This is a genomic window from Shewanella sp. KCT (genome assembly GCF_007636505.1).
In the GTDB taxonomy this organism is placed as follows: Bacteria; Pseudomonadota; Gammaproteobacteria; order Enterobacterales; family Shewanellaceae; genus Shewanella; species Shewanella halotolerans.
Window position 1 is genome coordinate 221,620 of sequence record NZ_LVDJ01000004.1, and the last position, 19,607, is coordinate 241,226.

At 52.8% G+C, this 19,607-nt stretch carries 16 protein-coding genes; 4 read left to right on the top strand and 12 right to left on the bottom strand.

Annotated features, from left to right (window positions below):
• Window position 1 precedes the first annotated feature (1 nt).
• The 8 genes from AYI87_RS07995 to AYI87_RS08030 all read right to left on the bottom strand — a co-directional run bounded on the left by AYI87_RS07995 (window position 2) and on the right by AYI87_RS08030 (window position 6,997).
• A complete protein-coding gene (locus AYI87_RS07995; RefSeq protein WP_011864828.1) occupies window positions 2–622 on the bottom strand; it encodes a trimeric intracellular cation channel family protein in 621 nt (206 codons plus the stop codon).
• Window positions 619–1,008, bottom strand: a complete 390-nt coding sequence (locus tag AYI87_RS08000) for a DUF2721 domain-containing protein (protein ID WP_011864829.1) — start codon at window positions 1,006–1,008, stop codon at window positions 619–621. The genes AYI87_RS07995 and AYI87_RS08000 overlap by 4 nt, the downstream gene beginning before the upstream one ends.
• A 115-nt stretch (window positions 1,009–1,123) precedes the next feature.
• Entirely contained in the window at window positions 1,124–2,107 is a 984-nt protein-coding gene (locus AYI87_RS08005) for a cobalamin biosynthesis protein (protein WP_144201068.1), read from the bottom strand.
• A gap of 37 nt (window positions 2,108–2,144) precedes the next feature.
• Window positions 2,145–2,837 carry a 5'-methylthioadenosine/S-adenosylhomocysteine nucleosidase gene (gene mtnN, locus AYI87_RS08010; protein ID WP_011864831.1) on the bottom strand — a complete coding sequence of 231 codons (693 nt, stop codon included), beginning with the start codon at window positions 2,835–2,837 and terminating at the stop codon, window positions 2,145–2,147.
• Between the two features lie 486 nt (window positions 2,838–3,323).
• Window positions 3,324–5,120, bottom strand: coding sequence for a DUF262 domain-containing protein (locus tag AYI87_RS08015; protein WP_144201070.1), 1,797 nt, complete (start codon window positions 5,118–5,120; stop codon window positions 3,324–3,326).
• A gap of 586 nt (window positions 5,121–5,706) precedes the next feature.
• Window positions 5,707–6,168 carry a GNAT family N-acetyltransferase gene (locus AYI87_RS08020; RefSeq protein ID WP_144201072.1) on the bottom strand — a complete coding sequence of 154 codons (462 nt, stop codon included), beginning with the start codon at window positions 6,166–6,168 and terminating at the stop codon, window positions 5,707–5,709.
• A 17-nt stretch (window positions 6,169–6,185) separates the two neighbouring features.
• On the bottom strand, window positions 6,186–6,581 hold the full coding sequence (locus AYI87_RS08025; protein WP_144201074.1) for a hypothetical protein: 396 nt from the start codon (window positions 6,579–6,581) through the stop codon (window positions 6,186–6,188).
• Between the two features lie 71 nt (window positions 6,582–6,652).
• The gene (locus AYI87_RS08030; RefSeq protein WP_144201076.1) at window positions 6,653–6,997 is read right to left on the bottom strand and encodes a YggL family protein; all 345 of its coding nucleotides are present in this window, start codon (window positions 6,995–6,997) and stop codon (window positions 6,653–6,655) included.
• A 234-nt stretch (window positions 6,998–7,231) separates the two neighbouring features.
• Here AYI87_RS08030 and AYI87_RS21200 point away from each other — a divergent pair, with 234 nt between their 5' ends.
• A complete protein-coding gene (locus AYI87_RS21200) occupies window positions 7,232–7,378 on the top strand; it encodes a hypothetical protein (RefSeq protein WP_186300588.1) in 147 nt (48 codons plus the stop codon).
• Between the two features lie 609 nt (window positions 7,379–7,987).
• Here AYI87_RS21200 and AYI87_RS08035 read toward each other — a convergent pair.
• Both AYI87_RS08035 and gltB read right to left on the bottom strand, forming a co-directional pair.
• Window positions 7,988–9,397, bottom strand: a complete 1,410-nt coding sequence (locus tag AYI87_RS08035) for an FAD-dependent oxidoreductase (RefSeq protein WP_144201078.1) — start codon at window positions 9,395–9,397, stop codon at window positions 7,988–7,990.
• Between the two features lie 5 nt (window positions 9,398–9,402).
• Complete coding sequence (gene gltB / locus AYI87_RS08040) at window positions 9,403–13,851, bottom strand: glutamate synthase large subunit (RefSeq protein ID WP_144201080.1); 4,449 nt, start codon at window positions 13,849–13,851, stop codon at window positions 9,403–9,405.
• Window positions 13,852–14,338: 487 nt separating this feature from the next.
• On the opposite strand from gltB, the gene AYI87_RS08045 reads away from it, so the two are divergent.
• From AYI87_RS08045 to oxyR, 3 genes are all read left to right on the top strand, one after another.
• Complete coding sequence (locus tag AYI87_RS08045; protein WP_144201082.1) at window positions 14,339–15,274, top strand: TIGR01212 family radical SAM protein; 936 nt, start codon at window positions 14,339–14,341, stop codon at window positions 15,272–15,274.
• A 173-nt stretch (window positions 15,275–15,447) separates the two neighbouring features.
• Window positions 15,448–15,813 (top strand): Hpt domain-containing protein, encoded by a 366-nt coding sequence (locus AYI87_RS08050; protein ID WP_144201084.1) that lies wholly within the window; start codon window positions 15,448–15,450, stop codon window positions 15,811–15,813.
• A 231-nt stretch (window positions 15,814–16,044) separates the two neighbouring features.
• Window positions 16,045–16,956 carry a hydrogen peroxide-inducible genes transcriptional activator OxyR gene (oxyR, locus tag AYI87_RS08055; RefSeq protein WP_144201086.1) on the top strand — a complete coding sequence of 304 codons (912 nt, stop codon included), beginning with the start codon at window positions 16,045–16,047 and terminating at the stop codon, window positions 16,954–16,956.
• Window positions 16,957–16,958: 2 nt separating this feature from the next.
• On the opposite strand, the gene AYI87_RS08060 is transcribed toward oxyR, so the two are convergent.
• On the bottom strand, window positions 16,959–18,038 hold the full coding sequence (locus AYI87_RS08060; protein WP_041406482.1) for an adenylate/guanylate cyclase domain-containing protein: 1,080 nt from the start codon (window positions 18,036–18,038) through the stop codon (window positions 16,959–16,961).
• A gap of 339 nt (window positions 18,039–18,377) precedes the next feature.
• Entirely contained in the window at window positions 18,378–19,049 is a 672-nt protein-coding gene (gene mutH / locus AYI87_RS08065) for a DNA mismatch repair endonuclease MutH (RefSeq protein WP_011864841.1), read from the bottom strand.
• Window positions 19,050–19,607: the final 558 nt, after the last annotated feature.

The window sequence follows — 19,607 nt, forward strand, 5'->3', positions numbered from 1 at the left end:
CTTATGTTTTCTTTAATTCAAACGCCGGTAGTCTCAGGTGCCACTTGATGGCCGCCAAGCGAATGACGAGCGCACTTATCATGGCGATGGCCAGGGCCACCTTATCGGCCAAGCCCCAGGTGATGGCACAGGTATAGCTTATCCCGCCGAATATCGAGGCGGTCGCATAGATTTCGGTGCGCAATATCATGGGGATCTGGCGACAGAGTATGTCTCGAATAATGCCGCCTCCGACGCCAGTTATCAAGCCCATCACTACGGCAATCATGCCGCTGAGGCCAAGATTGAGCGCCTTTTCCGCCCCGATCACGGTAAACAAGGCTAATCCGAAGGCGTCGGCCACCGGCAGGGTGTACTGGGGCACCTTCTTGGGCTTGCGAATAAACAGCAGGGCCAGCAGCACGGTCGCCAGGATCACTATGATGTAGTTGGGGTCGCGGATCCAAAACACCGGCGTGGTGCCGAGCAGAGCGTCACGTATGCTGCCGCCGCCGATGGCGGTGACCGAGGCAAGCACTATCACCCCAAAGGGATCCATGCGATGACGCCCGGCCGCCAGGGCGCCAGAGAGGGCGAATACCGCGGTGCCGCAGAGGTCGAAAAAGTAGATCCACTCCTTCATTGATCTAGCTCTTGCAGGTGGTAGTTGAGGGCATCGACCGAGATGCGGATCTCCAGCACAGACAGCAACAGAGAGTAGAGCAGGAGCAGCAGGCTGGAGCCGAAGATGACCGAGCCGGTCTTGTTAAAGCCCACATAGATGAAGATCATGCACAGGACGCACAGGGCAAAGCTAGAGACGCCCGCTTCCTGCATGCGGCGAATGATGACGATGCGGCGGCGCAGGTTTTTAAGCTGGCCAGAGTGCACAGGTTTGCCCTCGGCGCTCAGGCTGCGGATCAGTGCCGCCAGCGAGAAGAAGCGGTTGGTATAGGCCAGGAGTAACAATGAGATCGCCGGAAACAGCAGCGCCGGTGTGGTCAGGGAAATGTGAAGATTCTCAAACAAAGTCGTTATGCCTATTGTGTCAATATGTTGCCGCCAGAGGGGAATAATACCAAGGGTTTTTGGCTTGTCTAGTCAAAAGACGCCAGGGCAGAGGCAGCGCTCCCCAGAGTGGCGATTAAGCGTGCGCCAGCAGCCGCAGTGTGGCCCACAGACAGGGGATAAGCAGCACGGAGAGCACCCAGATCCCCTTGCTCAGACGCAGCAGCCTGAGTGCCGCCGTGATGGTATGGGGCGTGGGCTTGGGGCCAGTGCCGATACGGGCGATATCGACCCTCTGCCCGGCAAACTTCTGTGGGCCGCCAAGCTCAGTGTTGAGCACTTTCGCCGCTAGGGCGCAGGTGGCCAGATGATTGTTTATCGGCAGCGGGCTCTTGGTGGGCCTCAGTAGCTGCATCAGGGCGCCGGGGCCGCCCTGGATAGCCAGGGTGAAGTTCCAGGCCTGGGTCGGCAGCCAGTAGAGCAGGGAGCTCAGCAGATAGACGGGTCGGCCAAACTCGCGGTATTGCGGGTTGAGCGCCGGCCAGGTGTATTCCAGCTGTTTAATCATTCGCGCGCCCAGCACCAGCGGCGCGCCGCCGACGGCGAAGAAGAGTATGGTGGCGACCGTGCCGTAGATGGAAGTGGTCATCAACTTCTCGATCACCGTCTTGCTCATGCCCACCTCGGAGAGCTCGCGGGTGTCGCGATAGACCCACTGGCTCAGCAGGCGACGGGCGCGCTGCTTGTCCTGACGTGCTAGCGCCTGACCCGTCTCCTCCGCCACCTTGTGAAACTGCTCGTCGCACAGGCAGAGATAGAGAAACAGACACTCGAAGAACCAGGGGAAGGCCGCCAGCTCCAAAAGGAAACTCAGGATCAGCCAGAAGGGCAGCACCAGGAGCAGTACAGAGAGGCTGCCCGCCACTCGCTGCTGATTTGCGGAGCGATCAGCTCTCGCCACCTTGGCCGACAGGCTGCGCGCCAGCTGAGAAAACCAGTAGAAGGCCTGGTATTCCCTGGGCAGCGGCGCCAGCAGCGCCATGAAGATGGCCACCAACAAGATGGCAGCCCCCTGATAGAAGGGGCTGTCGAGCAGTAGCTGTTGGATGAGATCGTGCATCGCGTCGCGGTCTGTGTGCCGTCCCTGAGTCTGATAGTTACAGGTGTTTCAGCAGCGAGATCACCATCAGCGCCGAATGATGGCCCGCCTTTACCAGGTAGCTGTCAAAATCTACCGGCGAGTCGTTGTTGGCGTTGTCAGACAGCGAGCGGATCACCACGAAAGGCACCTTGAACTGGTGACACACCTGGGCAATCGCGGCGCCCTCCATCTCACAGGCCGCCATGGTCGGGAAGTTATTCAGCATCACCTTAGTGCGCTCAGGGTCGCAGATAAAGCTGTCGCCGGTGCAGATAAGCCCTTCGATAGCCTTCACCTCGCCCAGATCCGCCACCGCCTTCTTGGCCGCCTCGACCAGTGTTCTGTCTGGCATGAAGGCCGCCGGTTGCTGAGCCATCTGGCCAATCTCGTAGCCAAAGGCGGTTACGTCCACGTCATGGTGACGCACCTCAGAGGAGATGACGATATCGCCGATGGCCAGGCTGTCGACGAAGCCGCCCGCCGAGCCTGTATTGATCACATAATCCGGGGCATATTTCTCAATCAGCAGTGTGGTAGCGACACTGGCGGTGACCTTGCCGATGCCAGAGCGGGTGACGATCACCTCTTTACCCTCAAGCTGTCCGGCGACGAACTCTATGCCGGCGATGGTCTGGGTCTGAGTGTCTGTCATAGACGCGATAAGATGAGCGACTTCTGGCTCCATGGCGCCGATAATACCAATTTTCATTGAATACCCTTTATGGTCTAGGTGGATCTGGCCGCGCCAAGGCGCAGCCTGTCTTAAGATAATGGGCGCTAATATAGCAATAAAGTGGTTCGGTGGCGAGATAGGGGGACTCACGCCGAGACATCAGGCGTTATTTTGAATTGCTTGCAGCAATTCGTTTTCGCTTCTTTAGCATCTACCGTAAATAGTATTTGAAGGTTAATTTATAATCATTTCTTCACGTTTTACCTATTGCCTGCGGCAGGCTCACGTGCAGACACGCCTGTGAGACGCCGTGAATACATTCCATGTAGGCTCTGCCGAAACATCCTTGTTTCGGAAGCTCACCGGCGTATCTACACCAGGTATCCAACGCCTCTTCGATTTAACGTTACTGGACGGCCTAGTTCTAAAACTTTTTTGGATATAAACGCGTTAGAGTATTTAATCAGTAACGCCCAAAGCAGCGGTGCATTTATGCGTCCGACTACCTTTGATTGTTATATATCAATTGTATGGGTACCTTTTAGACTGCTCCATAAATTCTTTAAAGAACTCAAATTCTTTGTCATTATCAATAGGATTCGGATCCGTATTTGCCAACTTTCTTACGTATATTTTTCCGTCATACTTAATTGGTGAATCACCACGTATGATTTTTAACATTACAACGTCCTTTTCATAATACTTAAAGAAAACAACATTCCGCTGGATTAAACGCTTCGTTTTTTCATCAATAGGTTGACTTTCCAAAACTTGCTGTAACTTTTGTTGATAGGCATCTATATCTTTGTGGTGTTGCTGTGCTTCGCTCCCTATACCTGTGATGTAAAAATCTCCATAACTCCTAGGGGCTATTCCATATTTTTTCTCATGCTTTAATGCATCTTCTTTACTATCTGCAACACCAAGAATTACATAATTCTCACCAGCATGAGAGTTTGCCATAGCTGTCAGTGTTTTAACTATTTTCGAAGTAAGTTTTCCATTAAATGAACAGTCTCCAAACAATGGATGTAGTCCAATTTTAAAGTCATAACAAACACTTTCAGTTTTTGACTGGTTTAAGATATTTTCTAAATTTTCAACCCATGACTGTGACGAAACATCCAAGCCTTCTCTCGCAACAAACTGAGAATTTATAACGCCACATACAGCTTTAACCATTTTAGTCCGGTCTTTGGTGAGCCACTTGTAGTCTCCATTTAAAGCACCCATACAGTCTGTGGCTACGTGTTTTAATTGCTCGGCTAAAGCCCTATAGTTTTGAATTTTTTTATTTTCTTTGAGAAGTAGGTTATGAAACGCAATAAATAGAACTTGGTAAGAACCTTGTACTTTACTAGGCTTTCCTTTGTACAAATGCGTATGGTATTCAGCAGGAAACTCATTAATTACTTTCGTTAGTTCGTCAAACGTAAAACAAAACTGTTTATAAAGAGCATCAAAACCATACTTTAAAATCGCATCATTTACTTTTCTGCTAGCATCAGCACCTTCAGAATATGCTTCATCTAAAAACTTAGAAGATGTTTGGCTATCAGAGCCAAGCAATATATGGAGAATTACATGAGAAACCAACTCTTCATCTCGAGATGCTAATATGTTTTCTATTGTAAGAATATGGTTTTTATTCCAGAAAGTATCCTTGATATTAATGCCATAACCTAGATCTTCTTTGGTTAGGCTTATCGCTCTCATTTTATCTAACTCTACAATATCAGTATGCGACACATCCCCTCTAATATATATCGCACATTTCCTTACTAATTGTGAGAAATCTGAAATAACTCCAGCTTGGCGAACTTCCTGCCTAGACAAGCGAACACCGCCAGTGTTAATTCTTCTGAACGTTTCATCAACGCTATCATTAGATGTGTAGTTTGATGTTGAGATTGGTAGAGGATAGTTAAGTAATGCTTTGCATGATTCAAAATCTAGTTTTGGCTCTTTTTGCATTAACTTTCCTGACTCTAGTAAACGATTGGTTTCAGCAACTACAGATAGATCAAAATATTTTCCACCAACATGAAAGTCACCGTCTATATATGATGTTATTGCATCTAATCGTTGCATCCCATCTAATATTTCAAAACAACGCCCTTTTGATGCGTGATCCAAGATCACCCCAAGAAATAGAGGAACAGGATACTGATTCAAAAGTGAGTCAATAAACTTCTGTTTTTCTGGTAATGTCCATACAAGTTTTCTTTGATAACGACGGTTAACAATATACTTTCCTTGCTTAAATTCACTATATACACTCTGGATTGGCTCTCCTCGTATATTAAGATTGTTTTGCATTGAAATTCCTTTACTAAAATAGACTTTGTTAGTTGATGTGCCTAATCAGGGTTTATATATAACGCTTATTAGCGAGAATGCTGCCTATGCAAATCATTATCACCTAATGTACATCGCGACAAAAAATTTTAAATGTCTGAAATTTATATCAATAACTGCATTACATAACAAGGAGAAAGTGAGCTGGACCAAAACAAGACGAGCAATCTACAGAATGCTCATTTAGTTTTCCTGAATGTTATCAAAAGCGGCCAAATCGAAGAGACGTTAGATACCGAGTGTAGATACGGCTGTGACCTTCGGTTTCAGGGATGAAACCGCAGAGCGGCCAGGGATGGCGGACAGCGTGTCACAGACGTATCTGCACAACCCCCGCCGGACAGGCGTTAGGTTGCCATGAAGGTGCGGCCTTCAATAGTCCATCAAATACTCAAACAGGTCGACGCTACAACCTATAGAACAAACACATGACCTCGCTGGGCAGGCGTTAGGTTGCTATGAAGGTGCGACCTTCAATAATCCATCAAATACCCAAACAGCCAGACGCTATAGCCTGAAAGGACTTCCATTCACTAAAAGGGGAAAATTAAAGTTCCACCATCATGACCGAAACCTGAACCCCTTTCGAATCAACCTCATGTAGCGATTTAAAACCAAATTGATTATACAAACCGCCCGAGAGATCTTCGGTTTGAAGGTAGAGGTGTGTGATGCCGGCCTCGCGGGCAAGGCGTATCACTTCGCTGACTAGGGCGGATGCTATGCCCTGTCCTCGGGCGTGGGCTCTCACGTAGACGCCGCCGAGCCAATGTTGATATTCGGGAAACATCTCCATCTCATGGAGTTTTAGTTCTGCTGCACCAACGAGTTTTTGATCTATCTTGGCAAGCACCAATAGGGGGGCCTCGTCCCGCCGGGTTGCCTTGGTGACGTTTTCAAGGACAAACTCGAAGGAGTGCCTGCCCGAATCAAGGCACCATTGGTCGAAATACCATTTGGCGACGGTTTCTGCGGCGGCGGGTTCATCCGCCAGGAGAGTAAGTTCCATTTAAAGCTCCGTTATGTTTATTCGATTTTTTCTTCTAACTTTCCAAAGCAAATAAAGTAGATAAGAAAAATCAAACCTGCTAAATGCCAAAAGAAGATTAAGTAAAACCCCGGTGGATTCGTGGCAAGATCGTAAACCACATGGCCTCTGCTTGTTATGCTTCCGGTTTTGAATGCTTGAATTAGGTGCCATGAAAAGGGTAATACAGCAAAGCCCAATAAGATTTTTATCAGGAATAGTGGAGAGGCCTGAGTTTCCTCTGCCCGTTTGGGCTCGCGTTCGGGATGGCGCTCCCTTAAGCCAATCTCGTCGATGAGGGACTGATAGCGCTCTGGGTAAGCCGTCTTATCTATATTTGCTTTCACTTCAATTAGCTCGGCGAGCGAGTAAGTTTTATAGTCAGGTTCTTTCAAAATACTTGATTCACAGCTTAAAGAGTCAAGGGGAAGTCAAACGAGCCTAATTGACTAGGCTCGATAGTTGGCTAGGCCTGGTAGTTGGCGTCGACGAGTTCGCCGACTTGTGCTGCGCTCACCTTTTCATGACGCTCGAGCCACTGCTGGAGCGCAGCTCTGTCATCTTGTGTTGCAGAGCCATAACGCTGATTGGAGCAGAGAAACAGATTCATCTCTTCTGGTGAGCCGCCACCACCGGCGATCAGATTTCTGCTTTCGATAAACGCGATAATGTCGTCTAAAAAGGTATCAAAATTGCCACCCAGATCGGCATCGAGTTGGCAATTGGCATAGAAGCCTAAGGTGGCAAACTCACCCAGATACAGCTTCTTTCTTAAACGCTTCGACTTGTTCTCTAGCTTATTTATCTTCATCAATCCTCCCTGAATAACGCCTGAGGCTTTTAGCCGTAGCTTTTCGGCTAGCGCTCCACTTTAAATCGACACCTCACAAATTTCCACAATAATCAGTTTATTAGCTACTTGTATCACATACCGCTAAATCGAAGAGATGTTAGATACCGAGTGTAGATACACTGGTGAGCTTCCGTGACAGGGCCGAAAATGTTCCCGACATTTTTCGGCATTCCCTCCCTCCTTGGAGGTCAGATGAAACCGCAGAGCGGCCAGGGATGGCGTACAGCGTGTCACAGACGTATCTGCACAACCCCCGCCGGGCTGGCGTTAGGTTGCCATAAAGGTGCGATCTTCAACAATCCATCAAACACTCAGACAGGTAGACGCTACAACCTATAAGATCCCCACACGCCCCCGCCGAGCAGGCGCTAGGCAGCCATGAAGTGACCCCCTTTAGCTGATTAGCTACTCGTATCAAATACCGCTAAATCGAAGAGACGTTAGATACCGAGTGTAGATACACTGGTGAGCTTCCGTGACAGGGATGTCACGGCAGAGCCTACAGGGAGCGTACTTGCGGCGTCTCACAAGGGTATCTGCACAACCCCCGCCGGGCAGGCGCTAGGTTGCATTGAAGGTGCGACCTTCAACAATCCACCCAATACTCAAACTGGTAGACGCTACAACCTATAAGATCCCCATACGCCCCCGCCGAGCAGGCGCTAGGTTGCAATGAAGGTGCGACCTTCAACAATCCACCCAATACTCAAACTGGTAGACGCTACAACCTATAAGATCCCCATACGCCCCCGCCGAGCAGGCGCTAGATTGCCATGAAGGTGCGGCCTTCAACACCCCACCAAATACCAAAACCGCCAGAAGTAACAAAAACAAAAACCAGGCTGGTTTTCCCCAGGCAAAAAAAAGCGCTTTAACTCTCACTCAAAGCTAAAGCGCCAATCACAAGCCAAATTGTGCAGCTCAGAACTAATCTGAGCCGGTTCAGACTTAAGCCTCGAAGCTGTTTAAAATCCCGAGCGCGGCATCGCGGCCCTCGGCGATGGCGGTGACCACGAGATCGGAGCCGCGCACCATGTCGCCACCGGCGAACACCTTAGGGTTGCTGGTCTGGAAGGGGTTATCGGCGACCTTAGGTGCCACCACGCGGCCCCATTGGTCTAACTCTATACCATAGTCGCCAAACCACTTGGCGGGGCTCGGCTGGAAGCCGAAGGCGATAATGATGGCATCGGCCTCGATCAGCTGTTCGCTACCCTCGATCGGCTCTGGGCGGCGACGACCCGAGTCGTCCGGTGCGCCCAGGGCGGTTTCGACACATTCGATGCCGCTGACTGCGCCGTCACTGGTCTTGATGGCCGTCGGCTGACGGTTGAACAGGAAGTTGACCCCCTCTTCGCGGGCGTTCTGCACCTCGCGGCGTGAGCCAGGCATGTTGGCTTCGTCGCGGCGGTAGACACAGGTTACCTCGCTGGCGCCCTGTCTGACGGCGGTGCGTACACAGTCCATGGCGGTATCGCCGCCCCCGAGCACTACTACTTTCTGACCGGCCAGGCTCAGATATGGGGTCTCTTCGTCTGTGGTACCCATGACATTGTGGGTGTTACCAATCAGGTAGGGCAGGGCCTGGTAGACGCCCTTGGCATCTTCGTTCTCCAGCCCGGCTTTCATCGGGGTGTAGGTGCCCATGCCGAGGAAGACGGCATCATAGTCGGCCAGTAGGGTGTCGAAGCCGATATCTTGGCCCACGGTGACGCCCAGCTTAAACTCTATGCCCATCCCCTCGAGGACGGTGCGGCGGATCTCCATGACAGACTTATCCAGCTTGAAGGCGGGAATGCCGTAGGTGAGCAGGCCGCCTATCTGAGGATGCTTGTCGAATACCACCGCCTTGACGCCATTGCGGGCGAGGATGTCGGCGCAGCCAAGTCCGGCTGGGCCCGCGCCTATGATGGCGACGCGCTCCTGACGCTTGACCACCTTGCTCATGTCCGGGCGCCAGCCCTGGGCGATGGCGGTGTCGGTAATGTATTTCTCCACATTGCCTATGGTGACGGCGCCAAAGTCGTCGTTGAGGGTACAGGCGCCTTCACATAATCTGTCCTGGGGACAGACGCGGCCACAGATCTCAGGCAGTGTGTTGGTCTCATGCACCAGCTCGGCCGCCTCGAGTATGCGTCCCTGTTTGGCCAGCTTCAGCCAGTTGGGGATATAGTTGTGCAGCGGGCATTTCCACTCACAATATGGGTTACCACAGTCGAGGCAGCGGTCTGCCTGCTCGTTGACCTGAGGCTGTGCAAAGGGCTGATAGATCTCGATAAACTGCGTGGCGCGATGCTTGGCGTCATGCTTGGTCGGATCCTTACGGCCTACTTCGATAAATTGAAAATCGTTACTCATGGCCATTACCCCGCTACCACTGCTAATGCAGGTTCAGTTTGTTCCAGACGCAGGAGATCATCGAGCGCCACATTCTTAGGCTTGACCAGGACGAAACAATCGATCCAGTTTTCAAAGTCGTTCAACAACATCTTGGCGTGCTCGCTGCCGGTCTCGGCCACGTGCTCTTCGATCAGCCCCTTGAGGTGCTGTTGCTGTATCGGCGCCGTCACCTTCTGCATATCCACCATCTCGGTATTGAGACGGCGGTTGAAGTGGCCGAAGCGGTCGAACACATAGGCGAAGCCGCCCGTCATGCCGGCGCCGAAGTTAACGCCCGTCTTACCCAGCACTACCACGATGCCGCCAGTCATATACTCACAGCCGTTATCGCCCAGGCCTTCGACCACGGCGATGGCGCCAGAGTTACGCACTGCGAAACGTTCGCCCGCCTGACCGGCCGCAAACAGCTTACCGCCGCTGGCGCCGTAGAGACAGGTGTTGCCCAGGATGACGCTCTTTTCGCTCTGGAACATGCTACCCACAGGCGGATAGAGGGTGATCTTGCCGCCCGACATGCCTTTGCCTACATAGTCGTTGGCATCGCCGCACAGATCCAGTGATAGGCCCGGGGCGTTCCAGACGCCGAAGCTCTGGCCCGCGCTGCCGCTGAAGTTAAGCTGTATCGGCGCCTTGGCACCCTGACGGCCGACTTTGGTGGCAATGTAGCCAGACAGCGCCGCGCCTACCGAGCGGTCGGTGTTGTTGATCTCGAAGCGCGCGGTCAGTGGCTCGCCCTGATCGACGGCTGCTTGGCAGTGGCTCAAAATCTTCTGGTTAAGCTTGCCCTTGTCGTCGGTCGGGTTGGTCTCGCGCCAGGTGAGGGCGCAGCCCTCTGGTACCTCTGGTTTGTGGAGGATGGCGGACAGATCCAGCTGTTGCTGCTTGTCTGTGGCGCCTTCAAGCGCCGCGAGCCAGTCGCTGCGACCCACTAGCTGTTCGAACTCGGTCACCCCGAGAGCGGCCATCCACTCGCGGATCTCGCGGGCCATAAACTCGAAGTAGGTCATCACGCGCTCGGGCAGGCCGTGGTAGTGATTGTCCCTCAGCTGCTTGTTCTGGGTCGCCACGCCGGTGGCGCAGTTGTTCAGGTGGCAGATACGCAGGTACTTACAACCCAGGGCGATCATAGGCACGGTACCGAAGCCGAAGCTTTCGGCGCCCAGCAGGGCCGCCTTGATCACGTCTGTCCCCGTCTTGAGGCCACCGTCCACCTGCAGGCGGATCTTGTGGCGCAGGCCGTTGGCGACCAGCGACTGATGCACCTCAGCCAAACCTAGCTCCCACGGGCTACCGGCATATTTCACCGAGGTGATAGGGCTTGCGCCCGTGCCACCGTCGTAGCCAGAGATGGTGATCATGTCGGCATAGGCCTTGGCCACGCCGGTGGCGATGGTGCCAACGCCTGGCTCGGATACCAGCTTGACCGAGATCATCGCCTTGGGGTTGATCTGCTTAAGGTCGAAGATCAGCTGAGCCAAGTCTTCGATGGAGTAGATATCATGGTGCGGCGGCGGTGAGATCAGGGTGACGCCGGGGCGCGCGTTACGCAGCGCGGCGATCTCTACGCTCACCTTGTCGCCTGGCAGCTGACCGCCTTCGCCGGGCTTGGCGCCCTGGGCGACCTTGATCTGCAGTACCTCGGCGTTCACCAGATAGTGCGCCGTGACGCCGAAGCGGCCCGAGGCGATCTGCTTGATGGCCGAATTACGCTCCGAGTTGAAGCGGCGCGGATCTTCCCCGCCTTCGCCCGAGTTGGAGCGACCGCCGAGGCGGTTCATGGCCACGGCCAGCGCCTCGTGGGCCTCTGGGCTGAGGGCGCCGATACTCATGGCGGCGCTGTCGAATCTTGGGTAAAGGGTCTCGGCGCCCTCGACCTTGTCGAGTTCGACAGCCTGATTGTCACCCTTGACGGTGAAAAGATCCCTCAGGGTCGCCACAGGTCTGTCGTCCACCAACTCGGTGAAGCGCTTGTAGACGCCATAGTCCTGATCGCGCAGGCTCTGCTGCAGTGTGTTGACCACATCTGGGTTGAAGCAGTGGTACTCACCGCCTTCAACATATTTCAGCAGGCCGCCCTGAGGCAGGGGCTGATGGGCCTGGAAGGCAAGCTTTTGCAGTGTCTGTTGATCTTTCTCCAGCAGGGCAAAGCTCGCGCCTTCGATGCGGCTGACCACACCCTTAAAGCAGAGCTCGACCACCTCAGATGACAGGCCGATGGCTTCGAACTGCTGACTACAGCGGTAGGAGGCAACGGTACTGATCCCCATCTTAGACATGATCTTACGCAGCCCCTTGTCTATGCCCTGACGGAAGTTGAGCATCAGCTGCTGGGTCTCGCGTACGCCATGACGGCTGGCCAGCGCCGAGATGCTCTCGTAGGCCAGATAAGGATAGATGGCTGTGGCGCCAAAGCCCAGCAGCACCGCGAAGTGGTGCGGATCTCTGGCCGAGGCGGTCTCGACTATGATGTTGGTGTCGCATCTCAGGCTCTTGTCGACCAGCACGCGCTGCACGGCGCCCACGGCCATGGCGGCGGGGATCACCTGCTTGCTCTTGTCGGTTGCCCTGTCGGAGAGGATCAGCAGTGTGGTGCCGGTACGTGCCAGGCGCTCGGCCTCGTCGCAGACTCGGCGAATGGCTGCCTCTAAGCCTTCACTAAGGTCATAGTTAAGATCGACAGTGTTAGCGCGGTAGTAGGTTGAATCCAGTGCCAGCAGCTGGTTGAAGTCGCTGTAGAGCAGGATAGGCGAGCTGAACATCACGCGGTAGGCGTGGCCCGTGGTCTCGTTAAACAGGTTCTGCTCACGGCCGACACAGGTGGCCAGGGACATCACATGCTTTTCACGCAGCGGATCGATTGGCGGGTTGGTCACCTGGGCGAATTTCTGACGGAAGTAGTCGTACAGGGTACGGGACTTCTTCGACAGCACGGCCATAGGCGTATCGTCGCCCATGGAGCCTGTGGCTTCTTCGCCTTTCTCGGCCAGTACCCAGATCACCTGCTCAAGCTCCTCGCGGGAGTAGCCGAACTGCTTCTGATATTGCAGCAGGGTGTCGGCGGAGAACTCACATACGCCCTGGGCTTCGCTCGGCATCTGCTCGGCGGGGATCAGGGTCTGACTGTTCTTGGCCATCCACTCCTTGTAGGGGTGGCGGCGCTTAAGGTCGTTATCGATCTCAAACGAGGAGTAGAGTTGACCGTTGAGGGTGTCGAGCACCAACAGCTCACCCGGGCCTACACGGCCCTTCTCGACCACTTCGTCCGGGGCATAGTCCCAGATGCCGATCTCAGAGGCCAGGGTCAGGATACGGTCTTTGGTGATCACATAGCGTGACGGGCGCAGGCCGTTACGGTCGACGGCGCAGGCCACATGGCGGCCGTTGGTCATCACTATGCCTGCCGGGCCGTCCCAGGGCTCCATATGCATGGAGTTGAAGTCGTAGAAGGCCTTCAGCTCATCGTCCATCTCTGGGTTACTCTGCCACGCGGGCGGAATAAGCAAGCGCATGGCACGGTAGAGGTCCATGCCGCCGGCAAGTAGCATCTCCAGCATGTTATCTAATGAGGAGGAGTCGGATCCGCTCTCGTTGACGAAAGGCGCGGCCTGCTGCAGATCCGGCAGCAGCGGCGCATTAAATTTGTAGGCGCGGGCGCGGGCCCACTGACGGTTACCGGTTATGGTGTTGATCTCGCCGTTGTGGGCAAGATAACGGAACGGCTGTGCCAGCGGCCACTTGGGCGAGGTATTGGTTGAGAAGCGCTGATGGAATAGGCAGATGGCGCTTTGCAGACGTATGTCGGCCAGATCCGGATAGAAGGCCGGTAGATCGGCGGGCATCATCAGCCCCTTGTAGACGATCACCTGGCCAGAGAGGCTGGCAACATAGAAGTCTTTACAGTCTGTCATCTGCTGCTCGAGGCGGCGACGGGCCATATAGAGGCGACGCTCGAGATCTTTCTCACGCCAACCTATGGGCGAGTTGATCAGCACCTGCCAGATCTTGGGCTGGCTGGCCTGGCCTATGGGGCCTAATACCTCAGGGTTGACCGGGACTTCACGCCAACCGGCCACACTCAGTGTCTCTTTCTCCAGCTCACGTTCCAGGGTGCGTTTGGTGTAGTTGGCCTTTTCCTCATCTTGGCTTAAGAACAGCATGCCCACGGCAAACTTACGGCTCAGGTGCCAGTCGTTCTCGCTGGCCACGGCTTCGAAGAATTTAATGGGGAGTTGCATAAGTAGGCCACAACCATCGCCGGTACGACCGTCGGCGGCAATACCACCACGGTGTTTCATGCGATCCAGGCCATGAATGGCTGTACGTACAATTCTATGGCTGGCTTCGCCATCCATCTGGGCGATTAAGCCAAAACCACAGTTATCTCGTTCAAAACTGGGGTGATACAAGCTCATATAAAAACTCCCTAATACTAACCAATACTACGTCGGGGAAATTCAAGCGATTGATGTGCACCCGAACCATCCAAATTAACTTTTGCCTAGTAAAAGGTCAATTCAAATTTATGCATAAAGTATGACTAGGGTAGGGCGTTTAATACGGTTTATAATTTAACCTTACGTTAACGTCAACTGTAAAAGTTGCTGTATAACATTATGAATAAAAAGAATTTTGGAAGTTGTCCTGAATATTTTTTACCAAAATGTAACAAAAAGGATTATTGTCTTTTAATCTAAAAAAGTGATTTTTATTGCATATACAGTGAATTATTTAACAAATCTTAGACCAATGTATTAGCCGATACTGTGCTGCGCCCCTAAGTTTGCACCAGCTTTGTGAGCTGGCGCGCCGGGAAAGGCGCCAAAAATTGATGTAGCACCAAGAATGGCGCCATCAAGCCAGTTACAATCGCCGCCCTTTTATCGAACGAGAGAATACCCCGTGGGACTGGATAGCCATGTCAACACCTTTGGCCTGCATTGCAAGCGTCAGTATGGCCAGCGCCTCAAGAAGCTGACCCTGGATGCCAAGTTTACCTGCCCCAATCGTGACGGCAGCCTGGGACGGGGTGGCTGTACCTTCTGTAATGTGGCCTCCTTCAGCCATGAGCATGGCTCGGTAGACAGCATCGCCGTGCAGCTGGCCAATGGCCGCCAGCGCGCCCAGGGCAAATCCAGCAAGTTCATCGCCTACTTTCAGGCCTACACCAGCACCTATGATGAGTATCAGTTGCTCAAACAGCGCTATGATGAGGCGGTGGCCGACAGCGATATCGTCGGCCTGTGTGTCGGCACCCGCCCCGATTGTGTCAGCGACGAGGTGATCGCCCTGCTGGCCGGTTATCAGGCCCGTGGCCTGGAGGTGTGGCTGGAGCTCGGCCTGCAAAGCGCCAACCTTGAGACGCTTAAGCGGATCAATCGTGGACATGGTTTCGAGGAGTATCGTGATACTGTCACCCGGGCGAGAAAGGCGGGATTAAAGGTGTGTACCCACCTGATCTTGGGGCTGCCAGGTGAGAACCATGAGGACTATTTAGCCAGTCACAGGGCGGTGCTGGATGCCGGGGTCGATGGGCTCAAAATTCATCCACTGCATATCGTCGAGGGCAGCACCATGGCCAAGGCCTGGCGGGCAGGGCGAATGAGTTTATTGACCCAGGAAGCCTACGCCGAGAGTGTCGGCGAGTTGATTCGTCTCACGCCTAAAGAAGTGATTTTTCATCGTGTTACCGCCTACGCCAAGAAGCCTATGCTGCTGGCACCCGACTGGTGTGCCTATCGCTGGGAGGGGTTGGTGGCCATCGTCAAGAACCTGGAACGCCTGGGCGGCCAGGGGCATTATTTGACCGATTCGGCAGGTGATCATTTGTCGGTTTAGGCGCAAAAAACGTGAACAATTGAGCAATTAATTTAACGCATGGTTAATGAAAGGTTAAATAAGGAGGTATTTAACTTGCATATGCTTCAATTAGTTGCGCCCGCCATTCTAGGCGCTATTATGGGGTGAATTTTATTCTTGTCCCGTCAGCTTTTTTCGAGAGGTGCCTTAAGATGGCAACAGCCGAGTTAGAATCAATATTGGATCTCAACACACTTGAGCAGTACTGCAGCGCTATCGGTGCGGGCACTTTGCTAAAGAGTGTCGTCTTGTTTGAACAGTTGATGCCCGAGTATGTTGGCAACCTGGTCAACGCTAAGGAAGCACAAGACAAAGATACCTTATGTTCTGAGGCGCACAAATTCAAAGGCGCTGCCGGTTCTGTGGGACTGAAACGCATCCAGCAGTATGCTCAGTTGCTGCAACATGGCGAGGCGGCCGAGTGGCCAGCCGAGCACGGCACCTGGCTGCAGGTGATCGTGGACAATGCCAGCAAAGATCTGGCCGAGCTGAAGGCCTATCTGGAATCTAAGGCCTAAAACGGCAAAGTAGTAGGCCAAGCCTGTACGCTAAAGCCTGTACATAAAAGCCAGCAAAGATTGATAGCGCCCTCGATGAAAGATCATCGGGGGCGTTTTTATTTGTGTACTATTTGGCCGCTTTTGGGCAGCGCTTCACACTTCTGGCATAAGAAAGGGTTAATCCTGGGGCCGCTTGTGCTAGAGTTAGATTGAGTAATTGAATGTAAATGGAAGTTGGTAATCGATTTTATGAAACATCTGCCGAGCCTGAAAAACCTTTACTATCTGGTCAATCTCTATCAGGAACAGAACTTTAATCGCGCGGCCAAGTTGTGCCACGTGAGCCAGTCGACCCTGTCGAGTGGGATTCAAAACCTGGAGGAACAGCTGGGTCATCAGCTGATCGAGCGTGATCATAAGTCCTTCATCTTCACCGCCATCGGCGAGGAGGTGGTGCAGCGCTCGCGCAAGTTGCTCACCGACGTCGACGATCTGGTGGAGCTGGTTAAGCATCAGGGCCAGCCTATGACGGGGGATATTCGCCTGGGCTGTATTCCCACCATTGCGCCGTTTCTGCTGAGCCGGGTGGTGAAACTCTGTCAGCAGGAATACCCCGAACTGACGTTGTTTCTGAAGGAAGATACCACTGAGCGACTATTGGACGCCCTGGGTAAGGGCGAGCTGGATCTGTTGCTGCTGGCTCTGCCGGCCGACACCAGTGGCTATCACAGCATGAAGGTGGGGATAGATCCCTTTAAGCTGGTGATGCATAAGGAGCTCAGCAGTGAGGTGCACCAGCCGATAGATTACAAGGCGCTGCCCGATGAGAGCATCTTCCTGTTGCAGTCGGAACACTGTATTACCGGCCATGCCATCAGCGCCTGCAGTCTGGCGGATAGCGACAAGATCAACCCCTTCGCGGCGACGAGTCTGCATACCCTGGTACAGATGGTAAACAGCAAGTTGGGGACCACCTTCTTGCCACAGATGGCGATAGATGCGGGGATTTTGAACGATACGGATCTCACCGCCCTGACGCCGCCGGGCGAGGCGCCTTACCGGGATATCGGCCTGGTCTGGCGTCAGACCTCCAGCCGTATCATGACTTTCAGAACCTTAGGTAAGGCGATTCAAAGCTTGTTGGAACAGGCGGAGAGTTAGCCCTAACTGTTGCTACCCTTGGGGGAAACGCCATACACCTCGATAGAGTGTTGTTTCCCCTTGAGTTTGATTGGACCAAGGTTGGTAAAGTCGTAGTGACTGTCGCCAGTATCGATAAGAGACTGCAGTGAGCCTGAGATTAGCATCCGCTGCCCCAGTGGGTTACACTGATCTTGGAGTCTCGCCAGGGTATTGAGCACGTCGCTGAAGAAGCTGATCTCTTGCTTTTGCACCCCAACCACAGCCGCCACCACCTGACCACAGTGGGCCGCCGCCTTAAACTTAGGCACGAAACCATACTGCTCTTCGAAGTACTTGCGCTGCCAGTTAAGCTGCTGGCTGAACTCATAATAAATATTGAAGCTGCGATCTTCTATGATGCCGTTTTCCAGTGGCCAGTGGATCAGCACGGCATCACCCATGTAGCGATAGATCTCGGCGTCGTTATTGACCACAGTGTCCGATAACAGGCTAAAGCAGTCCTGGATCAGGCGACTGAAGCGATAGTCACCCAGAGATTCCGCGTGGGTGGTCGAGGCCACCATGTCCAGATAGAGAAACAGGCGCTGTTCGTACCTTGGCCTGTGGTATTTACCCAAGCCGATATTAAACAGAATACGTGGGCCGACCAACAGCGCCATCTGCTCAATGAAGGCCAGGCCGACACGCACCACCACCAGGTAGATGATCAGGGCCTGGAACGAGGGGCTGTAGAGAATATGTGCGGTCAACATTTGCCTGAGGGTCGACATATGGTTCTCGATGGCCCACATGTTGAGGAACTGGGTCATGTAGGCGAGGGTGGTCGCCCCAAGCAAGAGGAAGAGTCCCTTGAAGATCACCGAAAACAGATAGGGCAGGCGATTGATGGCGCTAAAGTCGGCGATCAGGTTCGACATCCAGTGCAGACTACCAAAGATGATCCCCATATAGATCGCCAGGGTCGCGAGATCGGCTGTGCCTACCGCCCATTGGGGCAGCTCTGGTGTTTGCGCATAGCGGAAAAACACAAAGGCCGCCATGGCAATAGCCCAAGCGAAAATGGCAAATACGAGCTTCTTTGCTTGAATGCGTGCTCTCACAGTGACAGAAAATTCCTAAATGCTGCACAAATCTCAGGATGCGCTAGTGTATAGAAAACACCCCTACAATTTCCAGTGATATTTGTGATCTAAGTCAAATGAAGTCTAGATGTGCCAAAAAAGCGACAAATTTATGTTGAACAAGTGTTAAGTGACCGTGGTGATTGTTTTTTTCTTGGGGGATGCTGACAGAAAGGGGCGCACTTTGTCGATTATCTAAAAGTCTAAAGTGTGAGAAATGACCCTTCTCTGTCACCCCTTTTGACTAGATACTGAAATCTGGTTTGAATCGCCCACTAATAGCAGCGCAAATCGCCGGCAAATAGCGGCTCAAATCGCCTAGAAATAGCGGCTCAAGATCTGCTGGGTGAAGGGGATCTTAAGATAGAAGCCCCGCGGGTTGGTGAGTTTAACCTGACCATCCTGCGCTATGCTCTGGGTGAGCGCGCGGCTGTTGGCGCCTTTGGGCCTGAGCTGCAGCACCTCGCCGTGACGGGCGGTGATCTGCTCGACCTTGCCTAAGGCGATAAGCTCCATGATCTCTTCCCAGTCCTGACGTATCTGCGCCATTTCTTCTTCGCTCGGGGTCCAGAGGATGGGACTGCCGATGCGCCGTTCGCCAATCGGCTTGTGGCGAATGCCTTCCACCGGGATCCACAGCACCCGCTGTAGCTTGTGGTACACCAGACTCTCCTGCCATCTGAGGCCGTTGATATTCATCAGCGGGGCGACGGTGACATAGGTGGTCTCTAGCGGCTTACCCGATTCATCCACAGGGATGGTTTTGAGCTCGACGCCGAGATGGAGAAAGTCCTGCTCCGGCTTAGAGCCGGCGGTGGCCCCCAGTTCGAGTTCGATAAGCTGGCCTATCCAGCCTTTGTCTCGTTTCAGGTTGCTCGGCACGGCGACATGGTGAAGCTCGGCCAGCTGCCCCAGAGTGAGTCCGGCCATCTCCTGGGCGCGCTGCATTAGCTCGTCGAGGGATTCGGGGGGAAGAATTTTACTTTTCATGGGGGGGATTTTACCCGAGTTATGCACTTAATCAATCGAGGTTAAAAATTGTGCGATCTTTTTAGGACAGGGAGATCCTTGAGCCTTTTTAAATTAAGTTACTGAAAAACATAGCTTTAGCCATATTGTTCATTTAGGAACATCGCGAGTTATTTAAGTTACTCTGTGATTTCCCCACCCTTTCCAACACACTTATCCACAGATTTATTGGATAACTGAATAAGTCTGTCACATGGCAGAATAAAAAAACCCTTGTCAAGGGGATTTTGATGACATTTTTCCGCTGTAAGAGTCGATAAATCTATTTGTCTGTGAATAACCTTTGGGGACTTTATTTGGTTTTTTACTTGACACAGGCTTTGGGTGTTTTTTGTGCGATCTCTGAGTGTGAACAAATGATCTCATAGTGTGAACAATTAATTTTTATTTAATTACAGTTGTTTATCGTTTAAATTTCGGCTGGCATCTGCTTGGGTTTTGATCTGTGATTTGGCTAAATTGACAATTTTAACTGAGTTTCAAACAGAGATATCCACAGATTTTGTGGATATCCCCGAG